The organism is Citrobacter sp. CRE-46 (genome assembly GCF_059615875.1).
Map to the genome: position 1 here is coordinate 3534327 of NZ_CM184341.1, position 12572 is coordinate 3546898.

At 52.0% G+C, this 12572-nt stretch carries 12 protein-coding genes, 5 tRNA genes and 1 other RNA gene; 7 read left to right on the forward strand and 11 right to left on the reverse strand.

All coding sequences use genetic code 11. The annotated features are described in order from the left end of the window. The first annotated feature begins 19 nt into the window (after nucleotides 1–19). The 5 genes from galE (at nucleotide 20) to gpmA (ending at nucleotide 5263) form a co-directional block, all read left to right on the forward strand. Nucleotides 20–1036 (forward strand): UDP-glucose 4-epimerase GalE, encoded by a 1017-nt coding sequence (galE, locus tag AC534G_RS17320; RefSeq protein ID WP_038638984.1) that lies wholly within the window; start codon nucleotides 20–22, stop codon nucleotides 1034–1036. Nucleotides 1037–1045: 9 nt separating this feature from the next. Then, entirely contained in the window at nucleotides 1046–2092 is a 1047-nt protein-coding gene (galT, locus tag AC534G_RS17325) for a galactose-1-phosphate uridylyltransferase (RefSeq protein WP_069323188.1), read from the forward strand. A gap of 3 nt (nucleotides 2093–2095) precedes the next feature. After that, on the forward strand, nucleotides 2096–3244 hold the full coding sequence (gene galK, locus AC534G_RS17330) for a galactokinase (RefSeq protein WP_038638977.1): 1149 nt from the start codon (nucleotides 2096–2098) through the stop codon (nucleotides 3242–3244). Then, nucleotides 3238–4278, forward strand: a complete 1041-nt coding sequence (gene galM / locus AC534G_RS17335; RefSeq protein ID WP_069323186.1) for a galactose-1-epimerase — start codon at nucleotides 3238–3240, stop codon at nucleotides 4276–4278. The genes galK and galM overlap by 7 nt, the downstream gene beginning before the upstream one ends. A 232-nt stretch (nucleotides 4279–4510) precedes the next feature. Then, entirely contained in the window at nucleotides 4511–5263 is a 753-nt protein-coding gene (gpmA, locus tag AC534G_RS17340; protein WP_038638971.1) for a 2,3-diphosphoglycerate-dependent phosphoglycerate mutase, read from the forward strand. A 104-nt stretch (nucleotides 5264–5367) separates the two neighbouring features. Here the strand turns inward: gpmA and aroG are convergent, their stop codons facing one another. Continuing rightward, a complete protein-coding gene (gene aroG / locus AC534G_RS17345; protein ID WP_110498548.1) occupies nucleotides 5368–6420 on the reverse strand; it encodes a 3-deoxy-7-phosphoheptulonate synthase AroG in 1053 nt (350 codons plus the stop codon). Nucleotides 6421–6736: 316 nt separating this feature from the next. Between aroG and AC534G_RS17350 the strand changes: the two genes are divergently transcribed. Beyond that, nucleotides 6737–7111: a YbgS-like family protein gene (locus AC534G_RS17350; RefSeq protein ID WP_110498549.1), complete on the forward strand. Its 375-nt coding sequence runs from the start codon at nucleotides 6737–6739 to the stop codon at nucleotides 7109–7111. 113 nt (nucleotides 7112–7224) lie between these two features. Beyond that, on the forward strand, nucleotides 7225–8166 hold the full coding sequence (gene zitB / locus AC534G_RS17355; protein WP_069323184.1) for a CDF family zinc transporter ZitB: 942 nt from the start codon (nucleotides 7225–7227) through the stop codon (nucleotides 8164–8166). On the opposite strand, the gene pnuC is transcribed toward zitB, so the two are convergent. The 10 genes from pnuC to pal form a co-directional block, all read right to left on the reverse strand. Further along, nucleotides 8163–8882, reverse strand: coding sequence for a nicotinamide riboside transporter PnuC (gene pnuC / locus AC534G_RS17360; RefSeq protein ID WP_038638959.1), 720 nt, complete (start codon nucleotides 8880–8882; stop codon nucleotides 8163–8165). The genes zitB and pnuC overlap by 4 nt on opposite strands. A gap of 26 nt (nucleotides 8883–8908) precedes the next feature. Next, complete coding sequence (gene nadA / locus AC534G_RS17365) at nucleotides 8909–9952, reverse strand: quinolinate synthase NadA (protein ID WP_085047486.1); 1044 nt, start codon at nucleotides 9950–9952, stop codon at nucleotides 8909–8911. Nucleotides 9953–10228: 276 nt separating this feature from the next. After that, a non-coding RNA gene (locus tag AC534G_RS17370) (RtT sRNA) lies at nucleotides 10229–10354 on the reverse strand. A gap of 29 nt (nucleotides 10355–10383) precedes the next feature. Next, a tRNA-Lys gene (locus AC534G_RS17375) sits at nucleotides 10384–10459 on the reverse strand. A 32-nt stretch (nucleotides 10460–10491) separates the two neighbouring features. Beyond that, nucleotides 10492–10567, reverse strand: a tRNA-Lys gene (locus tag AC534G_RS17380). A gap of 146 nt (nucleotides 10568–10713) precedes the next feature. Next, nucleotides 10714–10789 (reverse strand) — tRNA-Lys (locus AC534G_RS17385). Between the two features lie 3 nt (nucleotides 10790–10792). Then, nucleotides 10793–10868: transfer RNA gene (locus AC534G_RS17390), tRNA-Val, on the reverse strand. Nucleotides 10869–11005: 137 nt separating this feature from the next. After that, nucleotides 11006–11081: transfer RNA gene (locus AC534G_RS17395), tRNA-Lys, on the reverse strand. A gap of 165 nt (nucleotides 11082–11246) precedes the next feature. Further along, on the reverse strand, nucleotides 11247–12035 hold the full coding sequence (cpoB, locus tag AC534G_RS17400; protein WP_038638952.1) for a cell division protein CpoB: 789 nt from the start codon (nucleotides 12033–12035) through the stop codon (nucleotides 11247–11249). Between the two features lie 9 nt (nucleotides 12036–12044). Next, entirely contained in the window at nucleotides 12045–12563 is a 519-nt protein-coding gene (pal, locus tag AC534G_RS17405) for a peptidoglycan-associated lipoprotein Pal (protein ID WP_006685431.1), read from the reverse strand. Nucleotides 12564–12572: the final 9 nt, after the last annotated feature.

Here is a 12572-nt window from a genome sequence, read left to right on the forward strand (position 1 = left end):
AGGCTTAACGGAGCGAATTATGAGAGTATTGGTTACAGGTGGTAGCGGTTACATAGGAAGCCACACTTGCGTGCAGTTGCTGAAAAACGGTCACGAGGTGGTGATCCTGGATAACCTCTGCAACAGCAAGCGCAGCGTTCTGCCCGTCATCGAGCGTTTAGGGGGCAAGCACCCGACTTTCGTGGAAGGGGATATTCGTAACGAAGCGCTGATAACCGAAATTCTGCACGATCATGCCATTGACACGGTCATCCATTTTGCCGGGTTAAAAGCCGTTGGCGAGTCCGTTGCCAAGCCGCTGGAATACTATGACAACAACGTCAACGGGACGCTGCGTCTGGTGAATGCCATGCGCGCCGCTAACGTGAAAAACTTCATTTTCAGCTCCTCCGCGACCGTCTATGGCGATCAACCGCAAATTCCTTACGTTGAAAGTTTCCCCACCGGCACACCACAAAGCCCGTATGGCAAAAGTAAGCTGATGGTTGAACAGATCCTGACCGATCTGCAAAAAGCACAGCCCGACTGGAGTATCGCCTTACTGCGCTACTTCAACCCGGTTGGCGCGCATCCGTCAGGCGATATGGGTGAAGACCCGCAAGGTATTCCAAACAACCTGATGCCTTACATCGCACAGGTTGCCGTTGGCCGCCGCGAGTCCCTTGCCATATTTGGCAACGACTACCCTACCGAAGATGGCACCGGCGTTCGCGACTATATCCACGTCATGGATCTCGCAGATGGCCACGTCGCCGCGATGGAAAAACTGGCGGGCAAACAGGGCGTGCATATTTACAACCTCGGGGCGGGCATCGGCAGCAGCGTGCTGGATGTGGTCAACGCCTTCAGTAAAGCCTGCGGTAAACCGGTGAATTACCATTTTGCCCCGCGTCGTGATGGCGATCTTCCGGCCTACTGGGCAGATGCCAGTAAAGCCGATCGCGAGCTCAACTGGCGCGTAACTCGCACCCTGGATGAAATGGCGCAAGACACCTGGCACTGGCAATCACGCCATCCGCAGGGATATACGGATTAAGGATCAATCATGACGCAATTCAATCCTGTCGATCATCCACACCGCCGTTTTAACCCGCTCACCGGGCAGTGGATCCTCGTCTCACCACATCGTGCAAAACGCCCCTGGCAAGGGGCGCAGGAAACACCATCTAAGCAGGTTCTACCCGCACATGACCCGGACTGCTTCCTGTGTGCAGGCAATACACGTGTTACCGGCGATAAAAACCCGGATTACACCGGGACCTATGTTTTTACTAACGACTTTGCCGCGCTGATGTCCGATACCCCGGACGCGCCGGACAGCAACGATCCGTTAATGCGCTGTCAGAGCGCGCGCGGTACCAGCCGCGTGATTTGCTTTTCGCCCGATCACAGCAAAACGCTGCCGGAACTCAGCGTGCCTGCGCTAACAGAAATCGTGAAAACGTGGCAGGAACAGACGGCAGATTTAGGCAAAACCTATCCCTGGGTGCAGGTCTTTGAGAATAAAGGCGCGGCAATGGGGTGTTCGAACCCCCATCCGCACGGACAGATTTGGGCCAATAGCTTTCTGCCCAACGAAGCCGAACGTGAAGATCGCCTGCAAAAAGCGTACTTCGCCGAACAGGGCGCGCCAATGCTCCTTGATTACGTCCAGCGTGAACTGGCGGATGGTAGCCGGACGGTCGTTGAAACAGAACACTGGCTGGCAGTCGTGCCCTACTGGGCGGCATGGCCGTTCGAAACGCTACTGCTGCCAAAAGCGCATGTCCTGCGTATCACCGATTTGACCGACGAACAGCGCGCTGATCTGGCGCTGGCGTTGAAAAAACTGACCAGTCGTTACGACAACCTGTTCCAGTGCTCATTCCCTTACTCCATGGGCTGGCACGGCGCACCGTTTAACGGTGAAGAAAACCAACACTGGCAGTTGCACGCACACTTTTATCCGCCGCTGCTGCGTTCGGCAACCGTGCGCAAATTTATGGTCGGTTACGAAATGCTGGCGGAAACCCAGCGCGACCTGACAGCAGAACAAGCGGCTGAACGACTGCGTGCGGTCAGCGACATCCATTTTCGCGAATCCGGAGTTTAAATAATGAGTCTGAAAGAAAAAACACAATCTCTGTTTGCTGAAACATTTGGCTACCCTGCCACCCATACTATTCAGGCTCCGGGCCGTGTAAACCTGATTGGCGAACATACCGATTATAACGACGGATTCGTTCTGCCCTGCGCTATCGACTATCAAACCGTGATTAGCTGTGCGACACGCGATGACAGAAAAGTTCGCGTTATCGCGGCTGACTACGATAATCAAATGGACGAGTTCTCTCTGGACGCGCCAATTATCGCTCATGACAGCCAGCAGTGGTCAAACTACGTGCGTGGCGTGGTGAAGCATCTGCAAAAGCGTAATAACGCCTTTGGCGGCGCGGATCTGGTGATCAGCGGTAATGTGCCTCAGGGCGCAGGCTTAAGCTCTTCGGCTTCGCTGGAAGTGGCGGTAGGCACCGTGTTCCAGCAGCTTTATCATCTGCCGCTCGACGGGGCGCAGATTGCTCTGAACGGCCAGGAAGCTGAAAACCAGTTTGTCGGCTGCAACTGCGGCATTATGGATCAGTTGATCTCCGCGCTTGGCAAGAAAGATCATGCGCTGCTGATCGACTGCCGTACGCTGGGCACCAAAGCCGTTTCCATGCCTGAAGGCGTGGCGGTGGTAATCATCAACAGCAATTTTAAACGTACGTTGGTGGGTAGCGAGTACAACACCCGTCGCGAACAGTGTGAAACCGGGGCGCGTTTCTTCCAGCAACCTGCTCTGCGTGATGTCAGCTTTGAAACCTTTAGCGCAGTTGCTCACGAACTGGATCCGATTGTCGCCAAACGCGTTCGTCACGTGATCACGGAAAACGCGCGTACCGTGGAAGCTGCGAATGCGCTGGAAAAAGGCGACCTGTTACGCATGGGTCAGCTGATGGCGGAATCTCACGCTTCAATGCGCGATGACTTTGAAATTACCGTGCCGCAAATTGATACACTGGTTGAGATTGTCAAAGCAACCATCGGCGATAAAGGTGGTGTTCGTATGACAGGCGGCGGCTTCGGGGGCTGTATTGTGGCGCTGATCCCGCAAGATCTGGTGCCTGCCGTGCAGCAGGCTGTCGCCGAACAGTACGAAGCTAAAACCGGTATTAAAGAAACATTTTACGTCTGTAAACCTTCACAAGGAGCCGGACAATGTTAAACGAAATTCCCGTAATGGCGCCCGACGGTCAGCCGTTCCGCCTGCTTACCCTGCGTAACGACGCGGGGATGGTGGTCACGCTCATGGACTGGGGCGCAACGCTGCTCTCTGCGCGTATTCCACTTAGCGATGGTAGTGTGCGCGAAGCCCTGCTCGGTTGCGCCAGTCCGGAGCAGTACCCGGAACAGGCTGCGTTTCTGGGGGCTTCCATTGGCCGCTACGCTAACCGTATCGCCAACAGCCGCTATACCTTTGACGGCGAAACCATTGAATTGCTGCCAAGCCAGGGTGATAACCAACTGCACGGCGGACCGAACGGTTTCGACAAACGTCGCTGGCAGATAGTGAATCAGAATGACCGTCAGGTGCTGTTTGCCTTAACGTCTGACGATGGCGACCAGGGTTTCCCTGGTAATCTTTGCGCCACCGCGCAGTATCGCCTGACTGACGATAATCGGATTTCGATAACCTACCGTGCCACGGTTGATAAGCCCTGCCCGGTAAATCTGACGAATCATGTCTATTTTAATCTCGACGGTGACAAAACGGATGTGCGCCAGCACAAGCTGCAAATTCTGGCGGACGAGTATTTACCCGTAGACGAAATGGGCATCCCGCATGACGGGCTGAAATCCGTCGCCGGAAGCACTTTTGATTTCCGTTCCCCGAAAATCATCGCCAGCGAATTTCTGGCCGATGACGATCAGCGCAAGGTAAAAGGTTACGATCACGCCTTCCTGCTCCAGGCACAAGGCAATGCGCGTACTCCGGCGGCTCAGGTTTGGTCTCAGGATGAAAAACTGCAGATGGTGGTTTACACCTCAGCCCCGGCATTGCAGTTTTACTCAGGAAACTTCCTTGGCGGTACGCCTTCACGTGGGCCGGAGGCCTATGAAGACTGGCAAGGTCTGGCGCTGGAAAGTGAGTTTCTGCCAGACAGCCCGAACCATCCGGAATGGCCACAGCCGGACTGCTTCCTGCATCCGGGTGAAGAGTATGCCAGCGTGACGGAATATCAGTTTATTCCTGCCTGACAGTTCATCCTGACAGGCCCGATAGCATAAATTTATCGGGCCTGTTGTTTGTTTTCCGCAGTAAACCCGCTCCCCCCCCATCATCCAAAGACAAAATCGCAACCTTGAGTTCACAAGAACCTTACACTGTGGCGCTATTTTCGCTATGGTTATGCGTAAGCATTGCCGCTGACTCATTACGGCAATATAATGAGAATTATTATCATTAAATATGATTGATAGGAGTGAGTGTATGGCTGTAACTAAGCTGGTTCTGGTACGACACGGTGAAAGTCAGTGGAACAACGAAAACCGTTTTACCGGTTGGTATGACGTTGATCTGTCCGAGAAAGGCGTAGGTGAAGCAAAAGCGGCCGGTAAGCTGCTGAAAGAGGAAGGCTATAGCTTTGATTTTGCCTATACCTCTGTGCTGAAACGTGCCATCCATACCCTATGGAACGTCCTGGACGAACTGGATCAGGCCTGGCTGCCAGTTGAGAAATCCTGGAAACTGAACGAGCGTCATTACGGCGCGCTACAGGGTCTGAACAAAGCAGAAACCGCTGAAAAATACGGTGACGAGCAGGTTAAGCAATGGCGTCGCGGCTTTGCGGTCACCCCGCCGGAACTGACCAAAGATGACGAGCGTTATCCGGGTCACGACCCGCGTTATGCCAAACTGACTGACAAAGAACTGCCGCTCACCGAAAGCCTGGCGCTGACTATCGATCGCGTGATTCCTTACTGGAACGAAACCATTCTGCCGCGTATGAAAAGCGGTGAGCGCGTAATTATCGCTGCTCACGGTAACTCCCTGCGCGCGCTGGTGAAGTACCTGGATAACATGAGCGAAGATGAAATCCTCGAACTGAACATCCCGACCGGCGTACCGCTGGTGTATGAGTTTGACGAAAACTTTAAGCCGATTAAACACTACTATCTGGGTAACGCTGACGAGATCGCGGCAAAAGCCGCAGCCGTTGCTAACCAGGGTAAAGCGAAGTAACTTTTTCGCTCCCAATAAATAGCGTGGAATGCTCCACGCTTTTTTTATTGCCGGATGGCGGCGTTGCCTTATCCGGCCTACCGAGGCTAACCCGGATAAGTTTTTTACCCGCGGCGCGCTTTTACCGCTTCCGCCAACTGGCGTAACACCGCATCGGTATCTTCCCAGCCAATGCAGGCATCGGTGATGCTCTTGCCGTAGGTCAGGGGTTCACCACTATCCGGGTTCTGATTACCTTCAACCAGATGGCTTTCAATCATCACGCCAATAATTGCTTTTTCGCCACCGGCAACCTGCCCGCAAACGTCTTTCGCAACATCCATCTGCTTTTTGAACTGCTTGCTGGAGTTGGCATGGCTAAAGTCGATCATCACCTGCGGAGAAAGCCCCGCTTTGACCAAACCTTCTTTCACGTCGGTAACGTGCTGAGCGCTGTAGTTCGGCTCTTTGCCGCCGCGCAGAATGATATGGCAATCGCCATTACCGCTGGTATTCACAATCGCCGAATGGCCCCATTTGGTTACAGACAGGAAGCAATGCGGCGCCCCGGCAGCATTGATTGCATCAATGGCGACTTTGATGGTGCCATCAGTACCGTTTTTAAAACCAACCGGGCAGGACAAACCTGACGCCAATTCACGGTGTACCTGAGATTCTGTAGTACGTGCGCCAATCGCGCCCCAGCTCATAAGATCGGCAAGATATTGTGGGGTGATCATATCCAGGAACTCGCCTGCGGCCGGCAAACCACTGTCGTTGATATCCAGCAGCAGTTTACGGGCAATGCGCAGACCGTCGTTGATCTGGAAGCTGTTATCCATGTGCGGATCGTTGATAAGTCCTTTCCAGCCTACGGTAGTACGCGGTTTTTCAAAATAGACGCGCATGACGATTTCAAGTTCGCCTTTTAACTCTTCACGTAGCGCCAGCAAGCGAGCGGCATACTCTTTAGCCGCTGCCGGATCATGAATAGAACACGGCCCAATCACCACCAGCAGACGATCGTCACTGCCTTTGAGAATTTTATGAATCGCCTTACGGGCATGCGCCACCGTATTGGCGGCATTTTCAGTAGCGGGGAATTTTTCCAGCAGTGCGACCGGGGGTAATAATTCGTTGATCTCTTTAATGCGTAAATCGTCGTTCTGATAATTCATGATTATTCCAGCGTTGCCATACTTATATAAATGAATGCAATCCCTCCAATCTATATCTTCAGTCATAAAGTGTAAACGGGGTTTTACACTTTGGACGGATTAATCCTGGAATAGGCCAAAAAAACGCAATAAAGTAGCGAAAAAAGAGATCCAGACTACAATTTATAACTGCAACAGCTTAAATTCTCATAAATTTCAAGATTCTATGCTGGTTTTAATTTGCATAGCAAAACTATTAACCATGTCCTGCTGATGTACTGGCACATGCACTGTTGGAAGACGTTATCCGACATCTCAATCATAACAGGAGCATAATATGCATATGACAAAGCTGACTTCACTCTTTTTGACGGCCACACTCAGCCTCGCCAGCGGCGCGGCGCTCGCAGCTGACACCAACACGCAGTCGAATAACGGCCAGGCTAATTCCGCGGCAGATGCCGGTCAAGTCGCGCCAGACGCGCACGAAAACGTTGCGCCAAATAATGTCGATAACAACAACGTGAATTCGGGTGGCACAATGCTGCATCCGGACGGTTCATCAATGAACCATGAAGGAATGACCAAAGACGAGGTGCATAAAAACACCATGTGTAAGGACGGACGCTGCCCGGATGTGAATAAAAAAGTTGAGACCGGAAACGGCATCAATAATGATGCCGACACCAAAACTGACGGTACTACCCAGTAACGCTGAAAATAAAGCTAATAACGGGAGAGCAATAGCTCTCCTTTTTAATTTTATCATCCCAAAAACGGTATCATGACATACAGTAAAGGTGAGAATAACAAAGGGATGGCATAATGGCGCACTCACATACTCATACTTCCCCTGAGCAACCTAAGGACAATAATGCCCGCAGATTGCTTTTCGCATTCTGCATTACAGCCGGATTTATGCTGGTTGAAGTGGTGGGTGGAATTATTTCAGGCTCGCTGGCGTTACTGGCTGATGCCGGACATATGCTCACAGATGCCGCCGCGCTTCTATTTGCCCTGCTGGCGGTCCAATTCTCCAGACGCCCGCCCACTATACGGCACACTTTCGGCTGGTTGAGACTCACAACATTAGCCGCGTTTGTTAACGCCATCGCATTGGTTGTGATCACCATTTTAATCGTCTGGGAGGCGATTGAGCGCTTCCATACGCCACGTCCCGTTGCGGGCGGCATGATGATGATCATTGCTGTCGCGGGTTTACTGGCGAACGTGCTCGCTTTTTGGGTTTTACATCGCGGCAGTGAAGAGAAAAACCTTAACGTCCGCGCCGCAGCGCTACACGTAATGGGCGATTTGCTCGGCTCGGTTGGAGCAATCATCGCTGCGCTGATTATTATCTGGACGGGCTGGACGCCAGCGGACCCAATTCTCTCGATTCTGGTTTCCGTGCTGGTACTGCGTAGCGCCTGGCGGTTATTGAAAGATAGCGTCAATGAATTACTGGAAGGCGCTCCGCTTACATTGGATATTGCCGCATTGCAGCGCCATCTCAGCCGGGATATCCCCGAAGTTCGCAATGTGCATCATGTACACGTCTGGATGGTAGGTGAAAAACCGGTCATGACGCTGCATGTGCAGGTGGTCCCGCCGCACGATCACGACGCGCTGCTGGAGCGTATTCAACATTTCCTGATTCATCACTACCAGATTGAACACGCCACGATCCAGATGGAATATCAGCCGTGCAATGGGCCGGACTGCCACCTGTATCAGGGCGTGTCCGGCCATGCACATCATCACCATTAATGGGACAGCGCGTGGGAACCCCGCTCACGCGCGCTGTTAATCCACAACCTGCTTCCGTTCAGGGCGATAACCGTCAGGATCATATATTCCAGTGACATGGCATATACGCCTTGCAGAGCAAAGATCACTACGCTAATGACGTTAATGATCACCCACAACAGCCAGTTTTCAACGTATTTGCGCGTCATCAGGATCATCGCCACAATCGACAACACCATCATGCAGGAATCCCAGAACGGGAATGCATCGGGTTGCAACTCTGGAGCCGCTACCTGTAATCCCAGCCCCTGCATAATGTTCACGGCAATACGCGTCAAAAAGGCAAACACCGGATCGATATAGACCGACATCAGGCCAATCGCCACCACGCAAGCAGCCAGCCAACCGATCGCTTTCGGTAACGGCAACCAGCGTATTTTCAACTCTGCCTCATGCTGGTTGGTTTGCCGGGACCAGGCATACCAGCCGTAGATATTCGCGGCAAAAAAGAAAACCTGCAGCAACAGACTGGCATAGAGCTGGATCTGAAAGAAGATAATCGCAAACAGCGTGACGTTTATCAGTCCGAAGACGTAATTACTGATTTTCTCAAGGCTCGCCAGGCCAATACACAATAACCCGGCGATCGTCCCCACGGCTTCGATCCACGACAGATCGTAACCGCCCGCACCGATCGGAATATGTACCAGAATGTTCTGCGTGCTAAAAAAGTCCATCTTTTCCCCCAGAGCAAATAAATTACTTAAGCCCGAAGTGTAGCCGCAAATTCCAACATGCGGTTTAACGGCAGCAATGCACCTTCTCGCAGCGCTGCATCTACATGTATCTCGTGAGCAGTCCCCCCTTGCTCCAGACCCTCAGCAATCGCCTTGAGGCCGTTCATCGCCATCCACGGACAATGCGCGCAACTGCGACAGGTTGCCCCCTCGCCTGCCGTTGGCGCTTCAAGCAACTCTTTATCAGGAACAGCTTGCTGCATTTTGTAAAAAATACCCCGGTCTGTCGCCACTATCAGTTGCTGGTGCGGTAACGATTTTGCTGCGTTGATTAACTGGCTGGTTGACCCGACCGCATCGGCCATATCAACGATGGACTGAGGGGACTCCGGATGCACCAGCACGGCGGCATTGGGGTAAAGCGCTTTCATGCGTGTTAAAGCCTGAGTTTTAAACTCGTCGTGGACGATACACGCCCCCTGCCAACAAAGAACGTCTGCACCGGTCTGTTTTTGCACGTAGTTGCCCAGATGTCTGTCCGGGGCCCAGATGATTTTTTCACCCAAACTATCAAGATGCTCAATAAGTTCAACCGCAATACTGGAGGTCACGACCCAGTCGGCACGAGCTTTAACTGCTGCTGAGGTATTGGCGTAAACCACTACGGTGCGATCCGGATGCGCGTCGCAAAACGCGCTGAACGCATCAATCGGACAACCCAGATCTAATGAACATTCTGCCTGCAGGGTTGGCATCAGGATGGTCTTTTCCGGGCTGAGAATTTTGGCGGTTTCTCCCATAAATCTCACGCCCGCAACCAACAGCGTAGAAGCGGGATGTTTTGAGCCGAACCGCGCCATCTCCAGAGAATCAGAAATACAGCCGCCGGTCTCTTCGGCCAACTGTTGGATTTCAGGATCGGTGTAATAGTGCGCGACCATAACGGCATCACGCTCTTTCAGCAGGCGCTTGATTTTTTCACGGTAAAATTGTTTTTCGTCCGCACTCAGCGGTGCTGGCTTCGGCGGAAATGGATAAATTGCAGCTTCAGGATCAAACATCACGCTCATCTTGCTTTCTCGTTTTACTGGCTTAACGAAATAACCGATTAAAAGCGTGACACACGCCATATTCGGTTTAGTTTGTTTTATATGCTAAACAAGATAGCGGATTAGTGCAGAAAAGTCACAATAATTGCGTGTGATGAGTACCGGATGGTGACTGGCGTCTTATCCGGCCTACATTTGGTACCCGTAAGCCTGATAAACGAAGCGCATCAGGCAAGCAGGTTCGAATCTTTCATATTGCAGATAGCAAAAAGACGCCGCCAGCGCCCTCTTTTACACTGGTGGGGCGTGCAGGATGACTCGCTTCACTCGCCCTTCGGGTCGTCGCCGTAAACGGCTCCGTTGTCTCACTACGTTCGACCCGAACCTGCTGCAGGTTCGAATCTTTCATATTGCAGATAGCAAAAAGGCGCCTTTAGGGCGCCTTTTTACACTGGTGGGGCGTGCAGGATTCGAACCTGCGACCAATTGATTAAAAGTCAACTGCTCTACCAACTGAGCTAACGCCCCCTTATGGGGTTTACTTCTTTATACTTTCAGGATGGTGGGTCGTGCAGGATTCGAACCTGCGACCAATTGATTAAAAGTCAACTGCTCTACCAACTGAGCTAACGACCCGCTCGGATGTCACCTGAAAAAATTTTACTCGGAACCACCAGGAATTGGTGGGGCGTGCAGGATGACTCGACTTCGTCTCGCCCTGGCGGGCCGTTGCTAAAGCAACGTTATCCTTCACGTTTAACATCTGAGTACGATGTTAAAGTTGGTGGGGCGTGCAGGATTCGAACCTGCGACCAATTGATTAAAAGTCAACTGCTCTACCAACTGAGCTAACGCCCCGAGTGGTGGGTGATGACGGGATCGAACCGCCGACCCCCTCCTTGTAAGGGAGGTGCTCTCCCAGCTGAGCTAATCACCCGATACTACGCTGGATACTACTTACTAACTGAGTTAGTGGTGGGTCGTGCAGGATGACTCGACTTCGTCTCGCCCTACGGGCCGTTGCTTACGCAACGTTATCCTTCACGTTTTACTATCGCGTTCCACCAGAACGATTGGTGGGTCGTGCAGGATTCGAACCTGCGACCAATTGATTAAAAGTCAACTGCTCTACCAACTGAGCTAACGACCCACTTTTTTCGCCGCTTTCAGGCTGTTTGATATCCCTTGGCAACGGCGGCATATATTACTGATTTCAGATTTTAGCGCAACAAAAATTTCGAGGTAAATAACTCAACTGCTTAGGAATCACACGACGCGACCAGAAATAACACGATTTCTGGTCGCATGGTGGTCATTACATCGCGTTAAGGCGTTTTTGCGCTTGTTTCGCGCCATCAGTGCCAGGATATTTAGTGATAACCTGCTGATAAACCGCTTTAGCTTTTGCTGTGTCGCCTTTGTCCTGCATGATGACGCCGACTTTATACATCGCGTCTGCAGCCTTAGGTGATTTTGGGAAGTTTTTAACTACCGAAGCGAAATAGAACGCGGCATCATCTTTTTTACCCTTGTTGTAATTCAACTGACCCAGCCAATAATTGGCATTTGGCAGGTAAGTAGAGTCCGGGTACTTTTTGATGAAGTTCTGAAATGCTTCAATCGCGTCATCCTGACGGGATTTATCCTGTACCAGGGCGATTGCTGCATTGTAATCGGTATTCGCATCGCCAGTTTGTGCCGGAGCCCCTGACGTTGCCGCAGCCCCCGCATCAGGCGCAGGGGTCGCCGCCCCGCTCTGATCCCCACCCGCAGACTGCGCCGCAGGCGCGCTACCGCTGCCAAGATTATTCATCTGCAGCAATATCTGTTTCTGACGTTCAACAACCTGATTCAGTTGATACTGATTTTCCTGAATTTGACCACGCAGAGAGTCAATATCGGACTGATTATCGGAGAGTTGTTGCTGGAGTTGGGTTAAAAGCTGACTGTGAGCGTTAGAAATACGCTCGAGTTGAGTGACACGGTCTTCGACCGAGCCTGAGCCGACACTACTGATTGGCGCCTGTGCAAAAGCGGCCCAGGGGGCCGCTATGCCAACCAGTAACGACAGACTCAACAGATGATGTCTGAAGTTACTGCTCATGCAATTCTCTTAGTAAACCAGTACGGCACGACGGTTTTTGGAGTAAGCCGCTTCGTCATGACCCAGTACTGCAGGTTTTTCTTTACCGTAAGAAACGATGGAGATCTGGTCAGCAGAAACGCCTTTACCCTGCAGGTACATCTTAACGGCGTTTGCACGACGCTCACCCAGGGAAATGTTGTACTCAGGAGTACCACGTTCGTCCGCATGACCTTCTACGGTGACTTTGTAAGACGGGTTGCTACGCAGGAAGTTAGCGTGCGCATCCAGCATTGCAGCGAAGTCAGAACGGATATCGTACTTGTCCAGATCGAAGTAAACGATGTTGTTCTGCTGCAGCTGCTGCATCTGAAGACGCGCTTGCTCTTCAGAAGACATGTTGCCGCTGCCGTTTGCATCCATACCAGTGCCGGCACCCAGCATGCCTTCGCTGCCGTCATTGCTGGCGTTCTTGTTAGAAGAACATGCCGCAATAGCCATAACAGGCAGAGCAATCATCAGCCCTTTCAGCACTTTGTTCAGTTGCATTTCAATGAT